This is a genomic window from Curtobacterium sp. SORGH_AS_0776 (assembly GCF_031453355.1).
Lineage (GTDB): Bacteria > Actinomycetota > Actinomycetes > Actinomycetales > Microbacteriaceae > Curtobacterium.
Genome location: NZ_JAVIYU010000001.1, coordinates 2,750,273 through 2,771,549, shown reverse-complemented (window position 1 = coordinate 2,771,549; position 21,277 = coordinate 2,750,273). Strand labels below are relative to the sequence as shown.

Sequence of the window (21,277 nt, the reverse complement as noted above, 5' to 3'; positions counted from 1 at the left end):
GGGCGGTGCCGTCCATCTGAACACACCGCTCTCGGATGCGAGGAGTCCGGGTCGGACGTTTCATCACGCGACCCCGGTGGATCCGACCGGTGAGGACGGTGTCACGCCCGTGTGGCGGTGATCACGAGGTTCTGCGTCGACGGTGAGCCGTCCGGGTGTTCGAGGCAGGTGATGAGGAGCAACCGGTCGGGGACGTCGCCCCACACGTCGGCGTCGTCGGCGATGCGGTCCTTGTCCACCAGGGTCGAGCCGGTCACCGTGTACGCCACGCCCGCGACCGTCACCGCGGCGCCGGTCGCGACCCGACTCCGACCCCGATCGACGTCCGTCAGGAAGTTCCCCGGCGCGGTGCCGCCGCCCCGCAGGGAGTGCATCACCACGACGACGGTGCCGGAGGCGGCGTGCTCGGGGGTGACCCCGACGTCGCGGACCAGGTACGCCGACCGGAACCCCGGCGGCGTGATCCTGCCGCGGACGGCGTCGAGTGCACCGAGCGGGACGTCGAGGTGCACCGACGGGACGCTGAGGCGTCCGGACCCGCTGGACGTCGCTCGGGCTCCGGGCGCGCTCGCGACGGGTGCCTCGAGCCGGACGGGGTCGCCGTGCATGTCGCGCGCGGTGCCGGGCGCCGTCGAGTTCGTCGCGGTGACCACCCCGCCGACCCCGAGGCCGAGCATCGTGACCGCGCTCACGGCGGCGAGGACGAGCGGGAGTGAGGACGGTCGTCGACCGGATCGGACGTGCACGGTGTCTCCTCGAGGGGTCGGTGGTGGTCAGGGCAGGTCGCGCGCTGGATGTGCGGACCGGTGGGCGCTTCGGGTGCTGCCCACCGGCCCGCGCGCCGGGTCGTCGTTCGGGCGACGGACCCGGCTGGACTCCGCCCGACGCAGGGTCGTCGAGCGGAGCGGTCGGGGGCCGCGGCACGGGTGCCGCGGCGACGGGTCACGGTCGCGTTCGTGCCCGCGTCCGGGCGGCCCACACGCCGAGGACGAGCAGCAGGGTCAGGCCGCCGCTGCCGAGGAGCGCGACGGACCACCAGGGGGCCGTGCTGTCGGACGTCGTCCCTCCGGTGTCGACCGCCGCGCCGATCGCCGGCGGCACCGGCGACTCGGTCTCCTCGTCTGCGGTCGACGCACCCGGCGTCACGGTCGGCCGGACGGTCGGCTCGGCGGTCGGGGCCGGCTCGACCGTCGCCGGAGCCGTCGGCGTCGGCGTCGGGGTTGGTTCGACCGTCGCCGGAGCCGTCGGCGTCGGGGTCGGCGTGCTCGTCGGTGCCGTCCCGGACCCCGAGGCACCACCACCCTGGTGCACGACCGTGCCGCTGACCGAGGAGTCGTCGTCGCCGTCGATGCTGATCGTGGCGGTGTTCGTGTAGGTGCCCGCCAGGCCGCCGTCGGTGACCCGGGTGGCGAAGTGGACGTCGTAGAAGTACCCCTGGCGCGCGGTGAACCTGACGCTCCCGGCCGTGCTGGCGTAGTCCTCCCGGGGCGCCGGTGCCCATCCGGTGAGCCCCTCTCGCCCGTCGTCCCAGGTGGTCGTCCGGTTCGTCTGCCAGAGCGTGGCGAAGGGGTACCCGCGGAAGCTGGTGAGGAGCTCCTGGTCGGGACCGGGGGTGTCGGTGACCGTGATGCGCTGGCCGTCCCGCATGCCGTCGGCGCCGGAGCCGATCGCCACTGTCCACTCGACCACACCCGCGGCGGCGTCGTAGCTGCCCCACTTGCCGCTCGTCCGGCCGGTGAAGGTGCAGTCGGCGGTGCACGTCCCGGGTCCGGTGCCGGGCTGTGCGGGTTCGACCGTGGTCGTCACGGCGGTCCCACCGACCTGGTAGGTCGTCGGGGTGGCGGACTCGGTGGTGGTCTCGACGGTGACCCAGAACGAGAACGATCCGTGCAGGTCGTTCGGGTGGGCGGCGACGTAGGCGCTGTCGACGGCGCAGTCGAGCTGGGTCGAGGACACGGTGCACCGTCCCATCGCGGAGCCGTCCGGTGCGAGCAGGGGGAACCCGTCGGAGCGGCCCTGGAGCTCGGGCGGCAGGTCCACCACGAAGCCGGCCGGGGTGGTGGGGGAGTCCGGCAGGGACCACGTGCCGGAGAGTTCGGCGGCGCTGCCGGACGTGACGGTCTGGGACGTGAAGCGGAGACCGTCGATCGTCGCGTTCGTGGTGTACTCGGCGGCGGCGGACGCGGGGACCGCAGCGCTGATGCCGGCGGCGATGGCGGCCACGGCGGCGATCCCGGCCGCGAGGAGGACGGATCCGCGTCGGTCGCGGGATCGGACAGGGTGGTGGTGCATTCGGCTCTCGGGTTCCTGCGGCAGCCAGGCCCGCGGCACCGAGCGGGGACGTGGCCGTCGACTCGGGTCATCGGGTTGCGGTGCCGAAGGTGAGAGTCCGCCCGCCCCGTTTCGTCACGCGCCGCCGCGAACCGGCACCTACCTGCCGGACGCACCCCGCACCCCGCACCCCGCACCCCGCCCGCGCCGTGAGCGCAGCGAACTGGCGCCCCACCTGCCGGACGCACCCCGCACCCCGCCGTGAGCGCAGCGAACTGGCGCGGTCGAGGCGGTGACGCCCCGAGCGAAGCGACGGCGGCACTCGCCGGGAAGGACACAACAGGAAATGCCCCCGGGCCGAAAGGCCAGGGGGCATCCCATTTCCTGTGTCCGAGGGGGGACTTGAACCCCCACGCCCTAATACGGGCACTAGCACCTCAAGCTAGCGCGTCTACCATTTCCGCCACCCGGACAGGTGTTTCTTCAGTTGTCGGCCGTCGTTCCGGGCTGTTTCCCCGGCGTTCCTGCCGAGAGAAGACACTAGCACGGGTCTGAACGCCCGATGAACACGGCGGCGCATCCCGGGCGCGTCCTGCTGTGACGTCCGACGCCGGGGCCGTCGGCGCTGACCGGTAGCGTTGGGCCATGACGAACTCGGAGGCCACGCTGACCGACCTCGAGGCCACCGCGGCGATCGCCCGTGACCTCATCCGCATCGACACGACGAACTGGGGCGAGGGGAAGTCCCGCGGCGAGACCGAGGCGGCGCACTACGTCGAGGCGAAGCTCCGTGCGCTCGGGCTCGAGCCGCAGCTGTTCGAGTCCGAACCCGATCGGGTGAGCGTCGTGGCGCGGGTGCCCGGACGCAACCGCGACAAGTCCGCCCTGGTCGTGCACGGTCACCTCGACGTGGTGCCGGCGGACCCGGCGAACTGGTCGGTCGACCCGTTCGGCGGCGAGGTCCGGGACGGCATGCTCTGGGGTCGCGGCGCGGTCGACATGAAGAACATGGACGCGATGATGCTCACGTCACTGTCGGACGTCATCGAGCAGCAGGGAGCGCCGGAGCGCGACCTCGTGATCGCGTACTTCGCCGACGAGGAGGCCGGGGGAGTGCTCGGCTCGCACCACGTCGTCGAGAACCACCCCGAGGTCTTCCAGGGGGCGAGTGCGGCGATCAGCGAGGTCGGCGGCTACTCGATCACCCTCGGTGACCGTCGTGCGTACCTGCTGCAGACGGGCGAGAAGGCGCTGATGTGGATCAAGCTCGTCGCGACGGGCACCGCGGCGCACGGGTCGCACGTCATCCACGACAACGCGGTGACGAAGCTCGCGGCGGCGGTGGCCCGGATCGGCAGCGAGGAGTGGCCGGTGCGGCTGTCGGCGACGACCGACGCGATGGTGGCCGAGGTCGCACGGTTCCTCGGGGTGGACCCGACGGTGACCGGCCCGGACGAGGTGGCGCTGGCCACGGGGTCGGCGTCGCGGTTCATCCACGCGGCCCTGCACACGACGACGAACCCGACGGTGCTCACCGCCGGGTACAAGCACAACGTCATCCCCGACCACGCCGAGGCACTGGTGGACATCCGGTGCCTCCCCGGCGACGAGGAGACGGTGCTGGAGCGTGTCCGGGAGCTCGCGGGCGACGACGTCGAGGTCGTGATGTCCTTCCGCGACATCGGGCTCGAGCAGGACTTCGGCGGCCCCCTGGTCGACGCCGTGCGCGACGTCCTCGGCCGGCACGACCCGGGTGCTCCGGTGCTGCCGTACCTGCTCTCGGGCGGGACGGACAACAAGGCCCTGTCGACGCTGGGGATCGCGGGCTACGGGTTCGTGCCGCTGCAGCTGCCGGCGGGCGTGGACTTCCCGGCGATGTTCCACGGCGTGGACGAACGCGTGCCGCTCGACTCGCTGGCCTTCGGGCGGCGGGTCCTCGGAGACCTCCTCGCCACGTACTGATATCGTGCACGGTCGCCGGTCCGGCGGTGTCCTGAACCGACTCTCCCCGAAAGGCCCGAGCCGTGCACATCCTCGAGGCGATCTTCCTCGGCTTCGTCCAGGGGCTCACCGAGTTCCTCCCGGTGTCGTCCAGCGCCCACCTCCGCATCGTCGGGCTGTTCCTGCCGGACGCGCAGGACCCGGGCGCGGCGTTCACCGCGGTGACGCAGCTCGGCACCGAGACCGCCGTGCTGATCTACTTCTGGCGCGACATCACCCGGATCGTCGGTCGGTGGTTCCGGTCGCTGTCCGGGAAGACCGTGCCCCGCAACGACCCGGACGCCCGACTCGGGTGGCTCGTGATCCTCGGCACCATCCCGATCGGCATCGCCGGCCTGCTGCTCAAGGACTCGATCGAGACGACGTTCCGGTCGCTGTGGATCGTCGCGATCGTCCTCATCGTGTTCGGCATCGTGCTCGGCGTGCTCGACGTCGTCGGCAAGAAGGTCCGGCGCATCGAGCACATGACGTTCGGCGGCGGGATCCTGATCGGCCTCGCCCAGATGCTCGCCCTCGTGCCCGGCGTCTCGCGTTCCGGCGCGACGGTGTCGATGGGGCTCGCGCTCGGCTACACCCGCCCGGCGGCCGCTCGGTTCGCGTTCCTGCTCGCCGTGCCCGCCGTGTTCCTCTCCGGCCTGTACGAGGCCGCCACGAGCCTCGGTGACACCGGCGCACCGTTCGGCGTGGTCGACACGCTCATCGCCACGGTGGTCGCCTTCGTCGTCGGCTTCGTCGTGATCGCGGCGTTCATGAACTACATCAGCAAGCGCAGCTTCATGCCGTTCGTCGTCTACCGCATCGCACTCGGTATCGTTCTCATCGTGTTGTTGTCGCTCGGAGTGATCCAGCCGTGAGGGCCTGGCAGGTCCCGTCCGTCCCCGATGTCCCGGGCACCGCGCCCCGCCCGGTCGTGCACGACACGGCGACCGGCAAGCCCGTCGACCCGACCGGTGGCGAGGAACGTGCGGCGCTCTACGTGTGCGGCATCACCCCGTACGACGCCACCCACCTCGGCCACGCCGCGACCTACCTCTCGTTCGACACGCTCGGTCGTGTCTGGCGGGACGCCGGGTTCGAGGTCGGGTACGCGCAGAACACCACGGACGTCGACGACCCGCTCCTCGAACGGGCAGCGCGGGACGGCGTCGACTGGCGCGAGCTCGCGGCCTCGCAGATCGACCTGTTCCGGCGCGACATGGAGGCGCTGCGGGTCCTGCCGCCGGACGACTTCGTCGCGGTGACGGACGAGGTCGAACGCATCGCCGAGGCCGTGGCGTTCCTGCAGGAGACCGGCTACGCCTACGCCGTGCCGACGCCGGAGTCGGCCGGCGACGACCTCTACTTCGACGTGAACCGCCCGACCGAGGCCTGGTCGCTCGGGGACGAGAGCGGCCTCGACCGCGAGACCATGCTCGCGCTGTCGGCCGAGCGCGGCGGCGACCCCGACCGTGCGGGCAAGCGCGACCCGCTCGACCCGCTGCTCTGGCGCGCCGCACGAGCGGGCGAACCGAGCTGGGACTCCGCCGTCGGCCCCGGGCGCCCCGGGTGGCACATCGAGTGCAGCGTCATCGCCGGCGACCGCCTCGGCCTGCCGATCAGCGTCCAGGGCGGCGGCAGCGACCTCGTCTTCCCGCACCACGAGATGAGTGCCGGGCACGCCGCAGCGCTCGCGCACCAGCCGCTCGCGCAGGCGTTCGTGCACACCGGGATGATCGCCTACCAGGGCGAGAAGATCTCGAAGTCGCTCGGCAACCTCGTCACGGTCCGTGGGCTGCTCGACGACGGCGCCGACCCGCGTGCTATCCGCCTCGCGCTGCTGTCGCACAAGTACTCCGACGACTGGGAGTGGTTCGACACCGAGCTCACCAGCGCCACCACGCGCTTGGCCACGTGGGACGCCTGGGCCTCCGGGAGCGACGCGGGACACGCCGACGACGCGGCCGAGGTCATCGCCCGGGTCCGCGCCCGTGTCGCGGACGACCTCGACACGCCGGGCGCCGTCGCCGCGGTCGACACGGCGATCGCGGGCGGGACGGCGGTCACGCCGGACCTCGTCGACCTGGTCGACGCCCTGCTCGGCATCCGCCTGGGCTGACGCTTCCAGTCCCGGTCACGCGGTCGCACGACGCGCCGCGCGCGTGTCGCCGAGGTCGCACGGACTGCCGCGCGCCGGACGCGCCGACGGCGGTTCCTGCGACCTCGCGTGCGCACCGCGCCAGCGGGGTGACGAACGGACGGGAGGCGCGGTGCCAACTGGCACCGCGCCTCCCGTCCGTCCGTGTGGTCGCGTCTACTGCGACGGTGGCGGCGGGCGGAAGCCCTCGCCCCCGGCGGTCCCGCCGTCCTTGCCGTCCTTGCGCTCGCGGCGGCGGAGGTACTGCTCGAACTCCTGCGCGATGGCGTCGCCCGACGCCTCGGGGGAGTCGACCGTGTCCCGCGCCTGCTCGAGCTGGCCGATGTAGGACGCCATGTCCTCGTCGTCGGCGGCGAGGGCGTCGATGCCCTCCTCCCACTCGGTGGCGTCGTCGAGCAGCGATCCCCGCGGGACCGTGACGTCGGTGAGCTCCTCGATCTTGTCGAGCAGCGAGAGCGTCGCCTTGGGGGACGGCGAGTTGTGCACGTAGTGCGGCACCGAGGCCCAGAGCGACAGCGTGGTGAGGCCGGCGCTGTCCATCGCGTCGGCGAGCACCCCGAGGATCCCGGTCGGGCCCTCGTACGAGGAGCGGTCGACGTCGAACGCGGCACGCACGCCCGCGTTCTCGCTCGACACGAACACCGAGATGGGTCGGGTGTGCGGGACGTCGGCGAGCATCGCGCCGACGAAGACGACGGCGTCGATCGAGTAGACGTCCGCGAGGTCGATGATCTCCGCGCAGAAGCCGCGCCAGGTCCGCGAGGGCTCCGGGCCGACGAGCACGTAGACGTCGCGCTCGGACGGGGAGCCGGTGGCACCGATCACGGGTCGGCCCTCGGCACCGGGACCGTGCAGGACGATCCGCGGCCACTGGATGCCCCGGCCGCCGTTCTCGTCCGTGCCGACGTTCGGGCGGTTGAACTGGTAGTCGACGTACCGCTCACCGTCGAGTTCGCGCAGCTCGTCGAGCTCGAGCGACTCGACGATGCGCCTGGCGAGACCGCTCGCCGCTTCTCCGGCGTCGTTCCAGCCCTCGAAGGCGACGACGAGCAGCCGACCGTCGCTGAAGGGGGAGTGCTGTGGCACGGACGGGACCTCCTGGTGGTGGAGCGGGGCGCGGGCGGCTCGCAGGCCGCGCGCGACCGGACATTCGAGCAACAAGGATAGGGCCGCTCGACCGGAGTGCGCCCACGCGTCCGCGGTGAGCGGAACGCGGGCGGACCGCCCCGGTAGACTCGTCGCCCGTGACCGCGCAACCCTCCGCCCTCGTCCCGCCCGCAGCCGTGCTGTGGGACATGGACGGCACGATCATCGACACCGAGCCGATCTGGCAGCAGTCCCAGGTCGAACTCACCGACCGCTACGGCGTCGTCTGGACCCACGAGGACGGTCTCGCCCTGGTGGGCAGCGGCCTCGAGCGCTCGGGGGAGATCCTCCGCGACAAGGGCGTCGACATGGAGGTCGAGGAGATCATCCAGTGGATGACCGAGTACGTGATGGTGCGCCTGCGCGACGGTGAACTGCCGTGGCGTCCCGGTGCCCGCGAGCTCATCGAGGGCCTGCACGACCGCGGCATCCCGACCGCCCTCGTCACGATGTCCCGTCGGAAGATGGCGCTCGTCGCCGCCGATGCGCTCGGTGCCCGGGGGTTCCGGGTCGTCGTCGCAGGTGACGACGTCGAGCGGCCGAAGCCCTTCCCCGACGCCTACCTGTCGGCCGCCGCGCAGCTCGGCGTCGACCCGACCGCGTGCGTCGCGATCGAGGACTCGGCGACCGGCGTGGCCTCGGCCGTGGCCTCCGGCGCGGTCACGGTGGCTGTCGAGCACATCGTCCCGCTGTCGGACATCACGGGCGGCGACGTCCACCTCACCACCCTCGCGGACGTCGACGTCGACCGGCTCGTCGAGCTGACCGGCCCGGCCCTCGCCGCCCGCACCCAGGAGGTCGCACGATGACCGACGCGCTCCCGAACCCCACCGAGTCGCTGCCGCACACCGCGGGCGGCGCACCGCACACCCCGCCGCGCGGCCCCTTCCGCGCCGGTGACCGCGTGCAGCTGACCGGGCCGAAGGGCAAGCTGACGACCCTGTCGCTCGAGGTCGCGGGGGAGTACCACACCCACCGCGGCGTCCTCCGGCACGACGACGTCATCGGGCAGCCGGACGGGTCCGTGATCCGGGCGAGCACCGGTGACGAGTACCTCGCGCTGCGTCCGCTCCTCAACGACTACGTGATGTCGATGCCCCGCGGTGCCGCCATCGTGTACCCGAAGGACGCCGCCCAGATCGTGGCCTTCGCCGACGTCTTCCCGGGCGCCCGCGTGGTCGAGGCCGGTGTCGGTTCCGGCGCGCTCTCGCTGTTCCTCCTGCGGGCGATCGGACCGACCGGACAGCTGCAGTCGTTCGAGCGCCGCGAGGAGTTCGCCGCGATCGCCCGGGGCAACGTCGGCACCTTCCTCGGCGCCGTCCCGGACAACTGGTCGGTCACGGTCGGCGACCTCGTCGAGGAGCTGCCCGGCGCCGCCGAACCGCAGAGCGTCGACCGGGTCGTCCTCGACATGCTCGCGCCGTGGGAGTGCGTCGACGCCGCAGCGGACGCCCTCGTCCCCGGTGGTCTCATCGTCTGCTACGTCGCGACCGTCACGCAGCTGTCCCGCACGGCCGAGGCGCTCCGCGACACCGGGCGCTTCACGGACCCGCGCAGTCCAGCGAGACCCTGGTCCGCACCTGGCACGTCGAGGGCCTCGCCGTCCGCCCGGACCACCGCATGGTCGGGCACACCGGGTTCCTCGTCACGGCACGCCGGCTGGCCGACGGTGTCGTGCTGCCGAACCTGAAGCGTCGCGCAGGCAAGGCGGAGTTCTCCGACGAGGACGTCGAGGCCTGGACGCCCGGCGCCGTCGGCGAGCGGTCGGCCAGCGACAAGAAGCTCCGCAAGGTCGCGCGACAGGCGGCAGCGCAGGCCCGCAAGGTCGCCGCAGCCGAGGCCGGACCCGCCGCGTCCGACGCGGACGGCGCTGCTGAGGACGACCGGTAGGCTACGCGACGTGCCCGTCCTGCATCGAACGGAAAGAGGGTCCGTGCGCACCATCCCCGCACTCCTGGTCACCATCGGCCTCGCCGCAGCACTCACCGGGTGCGCGGCGAGCGGGGCCGGTTCCACGCCGTCGAGCTGCGCCGCTCCCGGTGCCGCGTCCGAGGCGGTCACCGCCACGGGTGCGTTCGGCAAGGAGCCGAAGGTCAACATCCCGAGCGGCCTCACCACGAAGGGCACCCAGGTCTCGGTCCTCCGCCAGGGCGAGGGTCGCGAGATCGAGGACGGCACGCCCGTCGTGATCGAGTACACCCTCGTCGACGGTGCGACCGGCGAGGTCGCACAGACGAGCGGGTACTCCGGCCAGACCGCCCCGATCACCGCGGGCGCCGACAACTACGGGGCGCTCGGCGCCTCCCTCGAGTGCGCGCACGTCGGTGACCGCCTCGCCGTCGCACTGCCGAAGAGCGCACTGAGCTCCTCGACCACCGGCGACACGGGGACCTCGTCGACCAAGACCGAGGACGCCGTCATCGCCGTCATCGACGTCAAGAAGGCCTTCGACGCGCGTGCGACCGGCACGCCGCAGCTCGCCGGGGACGGGATGCCCGCCGTCGTCCTCGCGCCGTCGGGTGCGCCCGGCATCACGATCCCCTCGTGGTCCGCGCCGAAGTCGGACGAGACGCACCTGCTCCGCAAGGGGCACGGCGCCGAGCTCACCGACAAGGACACCGCCGTCATCAAGTACACCGCCGTGTCGTGGCCCGCTGACGGCACCGACGCCTCGGTGGCCGGCTCCAGCTGGACCGACGGCTCGGGCGCGCAGACCGTGCCGCTCACCAAGGGTCAGGTGCAGGAGGGCGTCCGGAACGCCATCGTCGGGCACCGTGTCGGCGACCAGGTGCTCACGATCGTGCACCAGCAGGGCGCGGCGTACGCGTACGTGATCGACGTCCTCGGGAAGATCTCCGCCTGACCCCCTCGGACCGTCCACGGACCGCGGCGCGGGTGCACTCCGGTGCACCCGCGCTGCCGTAGGATCGGCTCGTGCCAGCGACCCGTGTGCCCCGTGTGCCTGCCGAGGAACGGCTGTTCAGCCTGGTGCTCGCGCTGCTCTCGACGGAGTCCGGGCTGACGAAGTCCGAGATCCTGGCCAACGTGCAGGGCTACCGGCAGCGCTTCACGACGGGCGGCGACAACGCCTCGCTGGAGCGCCAGTTCGAGCGCGACAAGGACGACGTCCGCGAGCTGGGCATCCCGCTCGAGACCATCGAGACCCCTGGTGCCGCCGGCAACAACCAGACGCTCCGCTACCGGATCCCGAAGGGCGAGTACGACCTGCCCGTCGACGTCCGCTTCACGCCGGACGAGTCCGCGCTCCTGTCCCTCGCCGCGATGGCCTGGCGCGAGGGCGCGCTCTCCGCCGACTCCCGTCGCGGCCTGCTCAAGGTGCGGTCCGCCGGATCCGAGGACGACGGCGCCGGGGCCCTCGGAGTCGATGCGTACGCCCCGCGGCTCCGCGCCCGTGACGTCGCCTTCGAGCCGCTGCGCTCGGCGCTCGACCGGTCCGCTGCGGTCCGCTTCGACTACATCACGCCGGGGCAGCACGAGCCGCGTCGGCGTCAGGTGGCCCCGGTCGCACTCGTCCAGCACGGCGGCCGCTGGATGCTCGCCGCGCACGAGTTCGCGACGGACAGCGAGAAGAACTACCTGCTCTCCCGGATCGTCGGGCCCGTCGCCCAGTACGAGGTCGGGCAGCACCCGGCCCCGGCCGGCGCGGGCGAACGCGCACTGGCGGAGCTCGAGCGCATCTGGGCGGCACGCACCGCCCGGATCCGGGTCGCACCGGGGTCGGACGCCGAACGGCGGCTCGCCCGCCGGCGGGACACCGAGACCGACGACGACGGCGTCCTCGTCCTGCACCACGTCGACCCCCAGATCCTCGCCGAGGAGCTCGCCGCCTTCGGGCCCGAGGTGCGCGTGCTCGAGCCGGACGACCTGCGCGACCGGGTGACCGAGCGCCTGCGGGCCCTCGTCGCCGACCACGCCGACGACCAGGACGGGAGCCCCCGTGGCTGAGCAGCAACCGCTCCAGGCGCAGGACAAGCTCGCGTTCCTGCTCGCCCTCGTGCCGTACCTGATCGATCGCGAGCGCGTCTCGGTCGCCGAGGCCGCTCGGCACTTCGGCGTCCCCGAGACCCGGATCCGCCGTGCCGTCGAGCTCATCGCGGTGTCCGGCGTCCCCGGCGAGACGATGCAGTACCAGCACGGCGACCTGTTCGACATCGCCTGGGACGACTTCGACCAGAACGACATGATCGTGCTGACGAACCTCGTCGCGATCGACGACTCCCCGCGGCTCTCGGCGCGCGAGGCATCCGCCCTCATCGCCGGGTTGCAGTACCTGTCCGCCCTGCCCGAGGCCGCCGACCGCGACGCGATCCGCGCGCTCATGGCGAAGCTGTCCCGCGGTGCCGGTGGCGCGGCCGCGAACGTCGCCGTCGGGCAGGACCTGCACGACGTCGCCCTCGCGGTCATCCGCAAGGCGATGGCCGACGGTCGCGGGCTCGCGTTCGAGTACGCCGGTCCGCGCACGCAGGGGAGCACCCGCCGCGTCGACGCGCTGCGCGTGGAGTCGATCGACACCGACTGGTACCTGCGGGCCTGGGACCTCGACCGACAGGCCCTCCGGACGTTCCGGCTCGACCGGATGTCCTGCGTGCGGGTCGACGACCGCCCGGCGGAGAAGTCGATCGACGACGTGGTGATCCCGGACACGCTGTTCCAGCAGGCGGCCGAGGACGTGATCGTCACCGTCGAGCTCGACTCCTCGTCGCTGCCGCTCGTGGCCGACTTCCTCGCCGACACGGCCGACGCGCCCGACACCGACGGCCGGGTGCGCATCCGGCTGGCGGCGTCGAACGGCTTCGACGGTGTGGTGCGGCTCGTCGCGGGGCTGCCCGGTCGCGCGGTCGTGCTCGACCCGGCGGCCGCACGGGCCGCGGTGCGCGACTTCGCCGCGGCGGCCCTCGCCGCCGACTGAGCCGCGCGACCGCCGGACCGGACGCGCGTCGGCCCCGCCGCCGACGTGCCGACCGACGGACGGGAGGCGCGGTGCGGCCCGCCCCGCGCCTCCAGGCCCGTGACCCTCCTGTGCGAACGCACGTCGCGGCCGACTGTCGGTCCCGACCCCGTAGGATCGACCCATGGCTTCGACGACCGCGCGCGGGCGAGCGAGGCGGACCGGGCGTCCGACGAAGGACGCCGAAGGCCGCATGTCGCTCGGGCAGCACCTCATCGAGCTGCGCAACCGCCTGTTCCGCGCAGTGATCGCGATCGTCGTCGCCGCGGTCGGTGGGTGGTTCCTGACCCCGTTCGTGCTCGACGCGCTCCGGTCCCCGGTCTCCCAGCTCGCCAAGGTCGGCGGGCACACGGCCGAACTCAACTTCCCGATGATCACGGGCGCGTTCGACCTGAAGCTGCAGATCGCCATCACGATCGGCATCGTCATCGCGAGTCCGGTGTGGCTCTACCAGATCTGGGCGTTCATCGTCCCGGCGCTGGTGCGACGTGAGAAGCAGTACGTGTGGGGCTTCCTCGGCACCGCGATCCCGCTGTTCTTCGCGGGCTGCTGGTTCGGGTGGTACATCCTGCCGCACGTGGTCGGCATCCTCGGCAGCTTCGTGTCGAGCCAGGACACCTCGATCGTCGACGCCAAGGCCTACTACGACTTCGTCATCAAGCTCATCGTCGCCGTCGGCATCGCGTTCGTCCTGCCGGTGTTCCTCGTGCTGCTGAACTTCGTCGGCGTGCTGTCCGCGTCCTCGATCATCAAGTCCTGGCGCGTGGCGATCCTCTGCATCCTGGTCTTCTGCGCCATCGTGACGCCCAGCGCCGACGTCATCTCGATGTTCCTGCTCGCCGTGCCGATGATCGTGCTGTACGTCGCCGCGTGCGCGGTGGCCTGGCTCCACGACCGCCGGGTGGCGAAGCGCCAGGCGAAGCTCGACGAAGAGTACGGCCTGTGAGCACGACGGAGCCGAGCGCTGCCGAACGGTTCCGGGCGGCGAAGGTCCGGAACCGGTCCCGCAACCTCGAACTCTTCCGCGCCGACCTGCGGTTCGACCTCGACCCGTTCCAGTTCGCCGCGTGCGACGCGCTCGACCAGGGGCGCAGCGTCCTCGTGGCCGCGCCGACCGGGGCCGGCAAGACGATCGTGGCCGAGTTCGCGATCTGGTCGGCGATGCGGCAGCCGACGGCGAAGGTGTTCTACACGACGCCGATGAAGGCCCTGAGCAACCAGAAGTACGCCGAGCTCGTCGACGTCTACGGCGAGTCCGAGGTCGGACTGCTGACCGGCGACACGAACGTGAACCCGCGGGCACGCGTCGTCGTGATGACGACCGAGGTCCTGCGGAACATGATCTACGCGGACTCCGACCTGCTCGACGACCTCGCGTGGGTCGTCCTCGACGAGGTCCACTACCTCGCCGACCGGTTCCGCGGTGCCGTCTGGGAAGAGGTGATCCTGCACCTCCCGACCGAGGTCCGGCTCGTCTCCCTCAGCGCCACGGTCTCCAACGCGGAAGAGTTCGGCGACTGGCTGCAGACCGTCCGCGGCGACACCGACGTCATCGTCTCCGAGGACCGCCCCGTGCCGCTCGAACAGCACGTCCTCGTCGGCTCGAAGATGGTCGACCTGTTCGACTCCAGCGGTGCCGCGGCGACGAACCGCGTCAACCCGGAGCTGCTCCGGCTCGTCGGCGGCGCCTCGCGCAGCGAACGGCACGGCGGCGGACACCGCGGCGGCCGGGGGCGCGGGGGCTACCACGACCGTCGTGGTCCGCGCACCGAGAAGCTCCACCGCGAGCGCATCGCCCACATGCTCGACGAGCGGATGCTCCTGCCCGCGATCTTCTTCGTGTTCAGCCGGAACGGGTGCGACCAGGGGGTCCGCAACGTCCTCCGGTCGGGGCTGTCGCTGACGACGGCGCAGGAACGCAACGAGATCCGCGAGACGGCGGAGTACCACTGCCGCACCCTCCTCGACGAGGACCTCGCCGTGCTCGGCTACTGGGAGTGGCTCGAGGGCCTCGAACGCGGCGTCGCGGCGCACCACGCGGGGCTCCTGCCGGCCTTCAAGGAGGTGGTGGAGGACCTCTTCCAGCGCAAGCTCCTCAAGGTCGTGTTCGCGACGGAGACCCTGGCGCTCGGCGTGAACATGCCGGCCCGCACGGTCGTCCTCGAGAAGCTGGAGAAGTTCAACGGCGAAGCCCGCGTCCCGATCACGCCGGGGGAGTACACGCAGCTCACCGGTCGCGCGGGGCGTCGTGGCATCGACGTCGAGGGGCACTCGGTCATCCAGTGGTCGGACGGCCTCGACCCCCAGGGTGTCGCGTCGCTCGCGAGCCGCCGCACCTACCCGCTGAACTCGTCGTTCAAGCCGACCTACAACATGGCCGTGAACCTCATCGACCAATTCGGTCGGCAGCGCACGCGCGAGGTCCTCGAGACGTCGTTCGCGCAGTTCCAGGCCGACCGTTCGGTCGTCGACCTCGCGCGGAAGGTCCGGTCGCAGCAGGAGTCCCTCGACGGCTACCAGCAGGCGATGCAGTGCCACCTCGGCGACTTCACCGAGTACGCGGCCCTGCGCCGTGAGCTCTCCGACCTCGAGCGGACGAACGTCCCCGGCGGGCGCGAGGCCTCGCACGGCGCCCGGGCCGAGCGGCAGGCCGCCATCACGGACGTCCGACGGCGCATGCAGCGGCACCCCTGCCACGCCTGCCCCGACAGAGAGGCCCATGCCCGCTGGTCCGAGCGCTGGTACAAGCTCAAGCGCGCCAACGACAAGCTCCTGCAGCAGATCCGTTCCCGCACGGGTGCGGTCGCGACCACGTTCGACCGGGTCACGAACGTGCTCCTGCAGCTCGGCTACCTGGTCGACACCGGCAACGGCGAGGCCACGGTCGCCGCCGGCGGGCGTCGGCTGCAGCGGATCTACGGTGAGCGGGACCTGCTCGTCGCCGAGTGCCTCGAGGCGGGCGTCTGGAAGGACCTCACCCCGGCGCAGCTCGCCGCGATGGCCGCCACGATCGTCTACCAGCCCCGCCGAGAAGACGCGCCCGGCACCGAGCACGCCCTGCCCCGCGGGGCGTTCCGTCCGGCACTCGACGAGACCCTCACGATCTGGTCCCGACTCGACGACATCGAGCGCGACGCCCGCCTCGCCGGGTCGCAGCCGCCGACCCCGGCCGCCGCGGTCGGCATGTTCCGCTGGGCGTCCGGCTCCGCGCTCGACGACGTGCTGCGCACGCTCGACCTGCCGGCCGGTGACTTCGTGCGCTGGTCGAAGCAGGTCATCGACCTGCTCGACCAGATCCGGAACGCCGGCGACGACGACCTCGCCCAGACCGCACGGCGGGCGACGGACGCGGTGCGCCGCGGCATCGTCGCCTACGCGGCGGTCTGACAGGAGGCACGGTGCCGGTTCCCGAGTCCGACGTGCGCCCGCAGGGCGCTGCCCCCACTGCCTCCGTCGCCCCTGGTCAGGACGCGGCCGCTGGGCGCGCGTCCGCGGCCGCTGGGCGTGGGTCCGCGGCGGCCGGTCGCGGTGCTGCCGTGCGCCCTCCGGCGGGCCGCCGGTCCGACTTCGCCGCCCTGCCGCTCGCGCAGGCGTTCCCGCTCGCCGTCATCGGGGGCGTGCTGTTCGCACTCGCCTTCCCGTCGCCGGGCTGGTGGTTCCTCGCCTACCCGGCACTCGCGTGCATGCTGCTCGCCGCGATGGGCCAGCGTGCCCGGCGCGCCGCCTGGCTCGGGTACGTCTCCGGCGCGGCCTTCTGGATCCCCGCGATCTCGTGGGCCGGCCGCTACCTCGGCCCGGTCCCGTGGTTCGCGCTCGCGCTGTTCGAAGCCGCGTTCTTCGCCCTCGGCAGCGTCGCGATCGCCCTCGCGTACCGCTGGGTGGCGCGTGTCGTGCCGTCCACTGCCGGACGCGTGTGGGGCCTCCCGGCCGTCGTCGCCGCGCTCTGGACCGGACGCGAGTGGTTCTCGGGGAGCTGGCCCTACGGCGGCTTCGCGTGGGGGCGGGTCGGTCTCTCGCAGTCGCAGGGCCCGTTCACGCACCTGGCCGCCTACGTGGGCGTGCTCGGGGTTACGTTCGTCGTCGTGTACTGCGTCGCGGTCGTCGTGTCGCTCGCCCTGGTCGTGCCCCGCGGTCCCGGCCGGGCCGTCCGGGTGCCCGTCCGCGTCGCGACGGCGGGACTGCTCGTCGCCGCCGTGCTCGCCGTGCCCGCGTGGCCGACCGCCACCGACGGCACGATCCGGATCGAGTCGGTGCAGGGCGACGGCCCCGCCGGGTACTTCGACCGGGCGGCGCCGGGTGCGGTGCTGAGCGCGCAGGTCGCGGCGACCGACGTCGAGGCGAAGGGGGTCGACCTCGTGGTGTGGCCCGAGGGCTCCGCCGAGTTCGATCCGCGCCAGCAGCCGGTGATCGCGTCGGCCCTCGACCAGGTCGTCGACTCCGTCGGGGCGCCGATCGTCGCCGGCGCCATCACGCAGACGTCCTCGGGGGTCCTGCACAACACCTCGTTCGTGTGGACGAAGGACGGCTGGCAGTCGTCCTACGACAAGAAGCGCCCGGTGCCCTTCGGCGAGTACGTCCCGGACCGCTGGTTCTTCTCCAAGCTCGCGCCGTCGCTCATCGGGCTGCTGCAGCGCGACTACACCCCGGGGACGAAGCCGAACGTGCTGTCGGTCGCCGGCGTCCGGGCGGGCATCGCGATCTGCTTCGACATCGTCGACGACGGACTCGCCACCGACATGGCGCGCGGGGGAGCGCAGGTCATCCTGGCGCAGACGAACAACGCGGACTTCGACGGCACCGACGAGAACCTGCAGCAGCTCGAGATCGCCCGGATGCGGGCGATCGAGACCGGTCGCTCGCTCGTGAACATCTCGACCGTCGGTGCGTCGCAGGTCATCGACCCGACCGGGCGGACGATCGACCGGGTGCCGGCGTACACCGCGACCTCGATGATCACGGACGTGCCGCTCGGGACGACCACCACCCCGGCGACCCTCGCATCCGGATCGATCGCGCTCCTGCTCTCGCTCGGCGGGCTCCTCACGCTGCTCGCCTGCGCGCCTTGGGGCCGCCGCGGGACTGCTCGCCGCGCCTGAGCAAGCAGGCCTCGGTCCCGCACTGGGAGAGGACTGTGAATGCGCCGGTCCGGGAGTGCAGGCGCGTGGGACAGTGTTGTGGAGGGCAGACGAGCGAGAGGAGCACACACATGGCTGATCGGAGTCTCCGCGGCATGCGGCTCGGGAGTCAGAGTCTCCAGAGCGAAGAGGGCGTCGAGCTCTCGGACCGCAAGCGTGCGGTCTACCAGACGGAATCGGGGGAGACGTTCGACATCGTCTTCTCGGCGGATGCAGACGTCCCCCAGACGTGGTCGGAGCCCCGCTCCGGTCGCGAAGGACGACTCCTCGGCGACGACGGCATCCCCGTCGAGGTCGCCGAAGAGGACGTCAAGGCCCCCAGGACCCACTGGGACATGCTGCTCGAGCGGCGCTCGCGTGAAGAGCTCGAGGAGCTCCTGCAGGAGCGACTGCAGTTCCTGCGCGCACGACGCGGCGCCTGACCCGCACACGACGACGACGCCCGCCCCGGTCTCCCGGGGCGGGCGTCGTCGTCGTGGTGGCGGTCAGCGGCGGCCGGAGCCGTCGCTCGTGCGGTGCCCGGAGGCGTCGGGGCCGGCGTCGGTCGCGCTCCCGTGGTGCTCGTCCTTCGCTGCGTCGCGGAGCTCGTCGGCCGCGGCCTCGTCCGACGCGGCGAGGTGCGCGTCGACGCTCTTGTTCGACTCTGCGAGACGCTGGTCGAGCTCGGACTCGGGGACGATGTCCGCCGCCGTGGCGTCCGGGCGGGGGACCGAACCGGCTGCGGCATCGGCGGCCGCGCTGTTCGCCAGGCTCTCGTTCGCGAGCTTGGAGATCCGCGACAGGAAGTCGCCCCCGGCACCGCCGCCGGCGATCGGTCCGCTGCCGGTGCGCCCGGCGGTGAAGCCCTTCGCGATGCCGGACAGTGCCTCGGTGAACTCGCTCGGGATCATCCAGAGCTTGTTCGCGGTGCCCTCGGCGATCTTCGGCAGGGTCTGCAGGTACTGGTACGACAGGAGCTTGTCGTCCGGGTCGCCGGTGTGGATGGCGTCGAACACCGTGGCGATCGCCTGCGCTTCACCCTCGGCACGGAGGACCTGGGCCTTCGCGTCACCCTCGGCCGCGAGGATGGCGGCCTGCCGCTGCCCCTCGGCCTCGAGGATCTGGGACTGCTTCGTCCCCTCGGCCTGCAGGATGGCGGCACGACGGCTGCGCTCGGCACGCAGCTGCTGCTCCATGGCGTCCTGGATCGACACGGGCGGCTCGATCGCCTTGAGCTCGACGCGGCCGACGCGGATGCCCCACTTGCCGGTCGCCTCGTCGAGCACGACGCGGAGTTGGCCGTTGATGTTGTCGCGGCTGGTCAGGGCCTCTTCGAGGTTGAGGCCACCGACGACGTTGCGGAGCGTGGTGGTCGTGAGCTGCTCGACCGCGCCGAGGTAGTTGGCGATCTCGTAGGTGGCGGCGCGGGCATCCGTGACCTGGAAGTAGACGACCGTGTCGATCGAGACCACCAGGTTGTCCTCGGTGATGACGGGCTGCGGCGGGAAGGACACGACCTGCTCGCGCATGTCGAGCAGCGGCCGGAGTCGGTCGATGAACGGCACCAGAAGGTTCAACCCGGGGTTGAGGGTCTTGTGGTACTTCCCGAGGCGTTCGACGATCCCCGCGGTCGCCTGCGGCACGATGCGGATCGCGCGGGACAGGACGACGATCACGAAGATGACGACGACGAGGATGAGGACGAGCAGTGCGATCGTCCCGGCTGAGATGGTCACGAGGTGGCCCTTTCTCCGAGGCGGACGACAGCCGTCGACCCCTCGATGGACTCGACGACCACAGGGGTCCCGAGCGGCGGTGTTCGGTCTGTGGCGTCGGCGGAGATGCGGGCGCTCCAGGTCTCGCCGTTGGCCAGGCGGACCTGGCCGGGGGCGGACGCGGTGAAGGCGACGGCGACCGTGCCCGGCAGCCCGATGAGTCCCTCGACGTTGGTGCGGTGCGGGTCGGCGTTCCGGCCGAGCGCCGTCAGGAGGCGCGGGCGGACGACCGACAGCAACAGCAGGGCGACGCCCGCGGCGATGATGGCCGACAGCCACCACGGTGCGCCGAGCAGTGCGGCGACCAGCCCGCCGGCAGCACCGGCCGCGAGCATGATGAAGATGAAGTCGAGCGTGAATATCTCGACCACGCCCAGCAGGAGCACCAGTCCGATCCAGATGACGGTCTGGATCCAATCGATCCCGTTCACGCGATCTCCCTCCCTCGGTCGCGCGCGGCTGCTCGCTGCGTCGCGACGGCCGGTCCAACTCCGTTCAACATATCAAGTCCGTGCTGTGCCCGCGCGGTGGTTGGTAGGCTCGTCGGCGGCCGACCCGCCGAACCAGACCTGGAGAACACGACTGTGAGCAACCCCCTCGCCCCCGGATCCCTCGCCGACAAGCGCGCCCTCGTCACGGGGTCCTCCCGCGGCATCGGCGCCGACACCGTCGGGTACCTGGCCGAGGCCGGCGCCAAGGTCGTCGTGAACTACCGCAACAAGGCCAAGCGTGCCGAGCAGATCGCCGAGAAGATCGTCGCCGCGGGCGGCTCGGCACTCGCCGTCGGTGCGGACCTCACCGACCACGACTCCGTCCAGGCGATGGTCGACACCGTCGTGCAGGAGTGGGGCGGCATCGACCTGCTCGTGCTCAACGCCTCCGGTGGCATGGAGTCCGGCCTGGGCGAGGACTACGCGCTGCGCCTGAACCGCGACGCGCAGGTGGACATGCTGCAGACCGCCGTGCCGCACATGCCCGCCGGATCGCGCGTCGTGTTCGTCACGAGCCACCAGGCCCACTTCGTCGAGACCGCCGAGACGATGGACGAGTACGTGCCGGTCGCCAAGAGCAAGCGGGCCGGCGAGCTCGCCCTCCGCGAGCTCGTGCCGCAGCTCGACGCGGCGGGCATCGAGTTCGTGGTCGTCTCCGGCGACATGATCGAGGGCACGATCACCGCCACGCTCCTCAACCGCCTCAACCCGGGCGCGATCGAGGGCCGTCGTGCCGAGGTCGGCAAGCTCTACAGCGTCTCCGAGTTCGCCGCCGAGATCGCCGCGGCCGCGATCGAGCCGATCCCCGCCGACCACACCAAGCTCGTCGGCGACGTCAGCGGCTTCGTCGGCTAACGTCGGACGGGTGACTGCGAAGCCCGGCCTGCGCCGCACCTCCCGGATCATCCTGCTCGACCCCGACGGTCGGGTGTTCCTGATGGACACCAACTCCCCGTCGTCGGATGGCGCACACCGCTGGATCACGCCCGGCGGCGGTGTCGACCCTGGCGAGGACCACCGCGACGCCGCGATCCGCGAGCTGCGCGAGGAGACCGGCATCGTCATCGACGACCCGGGGGAGCCGGTGTGGTCGTGGGACTTCACCGTCGAGTGGGACCTGGCCGACCACGACCGCGGCCACGCGGAGTTCTACGTCGTCCGGACGCCCGGCTTCACGCTGTCGGACGCCGAGTGGACCGACGACGAGCGCGTGGACATCCTGCAGTCGCGCTGGTGGACGGCCGACGAGCTCGACGCCACCGACGAGCCGTTCGAGCCCGCCGAGCTCCCGGGCCTCGTCCGCTCCCACGCACCGTCCTGACGCGCTGGCTCGTTCCGCTGCGGAACCGTCCTGTGGAACGTCACACGTCACCGCT

General features: G+C 72.0%; 18 protein-coding genes, 1 tRNA gene and 1 pseudogene. 14 read left to right on the top strand and 6 right to left on the bottom strand.

What is annotated here, in order from left to right:
- Positions 1-101: 101 nt before the first annotated feature.
- The 3 genes from QE359_RS13675 to QE359_RS13665 form a co-directional block, all read right to left on the bottom strand.
- A complete protein-coding gene (locus QE359_RS13675) occupies positions 102-746 on the bottom strand; it encodes a class F sortase (RefSeq protein WP_309779610.1) in 645 nt (214 codons plus the stop codon).
- Between the two features lie 196 nt (positions 747-942).
- Positions 943-2,223 (bottom strand): collagen binding domain-containing protein, encoded by a 1,281-nt coding sequence (locus QE359_RS13670; RefSeq protein WP_309779609.1) that lies wholly within the window; start codon positions 2,221-2,223, stop codon positions 943-945.
- Between the two features lie 435 nt (positions 2,224-2,658).
- A tRNA-Leu gene (locus QE359_RS13665) sits at positions 2,659-2,744 on the bottom strand.
- Between the two features lie 172 nt (positions 2,745-2,916).
- On the opposite strand from QE359_RS13665, the gene QE359_RS13660 reads away from it, so the two are divergent.
- From QE359_RS13660 to mshC, 3 genes are all read left to right on the top strand, one after another.
- On the top strand, positions 2,917-4,233 hold the full coding sequence (locus QE359_RS13660) for a M20/M25/M40 family metallo-hydrolase (protein ID WP_309779608.1): 1,317 nt from the start codon (positions 2,917-2,919) through the stop codon (positions 4,231-4,233).
- 62 nt (positions 4,234-4,295) lie between these two features.
- The gene (locus QE359_RS13655; RefSeq protein WP_070419014.1) at positions 4,296-5,126 is read left to right on the top strand and encodes an undecaprenyl-diphosphate phosphatase; all 831 of its coding nucleotides are present in this window, start codon (positions 4,296-4,298) and stop codon (positions 5,124-5,126) included.
- Positions 5,123-6,367, top strand: a complete 1,245-nt coding sequence (gene mshC, locus QE359_RS13650; RefSeq protein ID WP_309779607.1) for a cysteine--1-D-myo-inosityl 2-amino-2-deoxy-alpha-D-glucopyranoside ligase — start codon at positions 5,123-5,125, stop codon at positions 6,365-6,367. Before QE359_RS13655 ends, mshC begins: the two co-directional genes overlap by 4 nt.
- A gap of 195 nt (positions 6,368-6,562) precedes the next feature.
- Here the strand turns inward: mshC and QE359_RS13645 are convergent, their stop codons facing one another.
- A complete protein-coding gene (locus QE359_RS13645; protein WP_070419012.1) occupies positions 6,563-7,492 on the bottom strand; it encodes a proteasome assembly chaperone family protein in 930 nt (309 codons plus the stop codon).
- Positions 7,493-7,650: 158 nt separating this feature from the next.
- Here QE359_RS13645 and QE359_RS13640 point away from each other — a divergent pair, with 158 nt between their 5' ends.
- The 9 genes and pseudogenes from QE359_RS13640 to QE359_RS13600 all read left to right on the top strand — a co-directional run bounded on the left by QE359_RS13640 (position 7,651) and on the right by QE359_RS13600 (position 18,078).
- Complete coding sequence (locus QE359_RS13640; RefSeq protein WP_229085973.1) at positions 7,651-8,361, top strand: HAD family phosphatase; 711 nt, start codon at positions 7,651-7,653, stop codon at positions 8,359-8,361.
- A pseudogene (locus tag QE359_RS13635) lies at positions 8,358-9,442 on the top strand (tRNA (adenine-N1)-methyltransferase). Before QE359_RS13640 ends, QE359_RS13635 begins: the two are co-directional and overlap by 4 nt.
- A gap of 43 nt (positions 9,443-9,485) precedes the next feature.
- Positions 9,486-10,415, top strand: a complete 930-nt coding sequence (locus QE359_RS13630) for a hypothetical protein (protein WP_070419011.1) — start codon at positions 9,486-9,488, stop codon at positions 10,413-10,415.
- A 71-nt stretch (positions 10,416-10,486) separates the two neighbouring features.
- The gene (locus QE359_RS13625; protein WP_309779605.1) at positions 10,487-11,518 is read left to right on the top strand and encodes a WYL domain-containing protein; all 1,032 of its coding nucleotides are present in this window, start codon (positions 10,487-10,489) and stop codon (positions 11,516-11,518) included.
- Positions 11,511-12,482: a WYL domain-containing protein gene (locus QE359_RS13620; protein WP_309779604.1), complete on the top strand. Its 972-nt coding sequence runs from the start codon at positions 11,511-11,513 to the stop codon at positions 12,480-12,482. Before QE359_RS13625 ends, QE359_RS13620 begins: the two co-directional genes overlap by 8 nt.
- 232 nt (positions 12,483-12,714) lie before the next feature.
- Positions 12,715-13,467, top strand: coding sequence for a twin-arginine translocase subunit TatC (tatC, locus tag QE359_RS13615; RefSeq protein ID WP_070419009.1), 753 nt, complete (start codon positions 12,715-12,717; stop codon positions 13,465-13,467).
- Complete coding sequence (locus tag QE359_RS13610) at positions 13,464-15,908, top strand: DEAD/DEAH box helicase (protein ID WP_309779603.1); 2,445 nt, start codon at positions 13,464-13,466, stop codon at positions 15,906-15,908. The genes tatC and QE359_RS13610 overlap by 4 nt, the downstream gene beginning before the upstream one ends.
- Before the next feature lie 149 nt (positions 15,909-16,057).
- Entirely contained in the window at positions 16,058-17,617 is a 1,560-nt protein-coding gene (lnt, locus tag QE359_RS13605) for an apolipoprotein N-acyltransferase (RefSeq protein ID WP_309779602.1), read from the top strand.
- A gap of 110 nt (positions 17,618-17,727) precedes the next feature.
- Positions 17,728-18,078, top strand: coding sequence for an RNA polymerase-binding protein RbpA (locus QE359_RS13600; protein WP_070419007.1), 351 nt, complete (start codon positions 17,728-17,730; stop codon positions 18,076-18,078).
- A gap of 63 nt (positions 18,079-18,141) precedes the next feature.
- Here the strand turns inward: QE359_RS13600 and QE359_RS13595 are convergent, their stop codons facing one another.
- Together QE359_RS13595 and QE359_RS13590 are read right to left on the bottom strand one after the other, a co-directional pair.
- Positions 18,142-19,371 (bottom strand): SPFH domain-containing protein, encoded by a 1,230-nt coding sequence (locus tag QE359_RS13595; protein ID WP_070419006.1) that lies wholly within the window; start codon positions 19,369-19,371, stop codon positions 18,142-18,144.
- A complete protein-coding gene (locus QE359_RS13590) occupies positions 19,368-19,841 on the bottom strand; it encodes an NfeD family protein (protein ID WP_254789583.1) in 474 nt (157 codons plus the stop codon). Before QE359_RS13590 ends, QE359_RS13595 begins: the two co-directional genes overlap by 4 nt.
- A 153-nt stretch (positions 19,842-19,994) precedes the next feature.
- Between QE359_RS13590 and QE359_RS13585 the strand changes: the two genes are divergently transcribed.
- Together QE359_RS13585 and QE359_RS13580 are read left to right on the top strand one after the other, a co-directional pair.
- Positions 19,995-20,756: an SDR family oxidoreductase gene (locus tag QE359_RS13585; RefSeq protein ID WP_071294704.1), complete on the top strand. Its 762-nt coding sequence runs from the start codon at positions 19,995-19,997 to the stop codon at positions 20,754-20,756.
- Positions 20,757-20,766: 10 nt separating this feature from the next.
- Complete coding sequence (locus QE359_RS13580) at positions 20,767-21,222, top strand: NUDIX domain-containing protein (RefSeq protein ID WP_309779599.1); 456 nt, start codon at positions 20,767-20,769, stop codon at positions 21,220-21,222.
- Positions 21,223-21,277 lie beyond the last annotated feature (55 nt).

What these genes read in the sequence shown, in the direction of transcription:
- QE359_RS13660 (WP_309779608.1), top strand. Translation starts at nt 2,917, where the DNA reads ATGACGAACTCGGAGGCCACGCTGACCGACCTCGAGGCCACCGCGGCG.
- tatC (WP_070419009.1), top strand. Translation starts at nt 12,715, where the DNA reads ATGTCGCTCGGGCAGCACCTCATCGAGCTGCGCAACCGCCTGTTCCGC.
- QE359_RS13600 (WP_070419007.1), top strand. Translation starts at nt 17,728, where the DNA reads ATGGCTGATCGGAGTCTCCGCGGCATGCGGCTCGGGAGTCAGAGTCTC.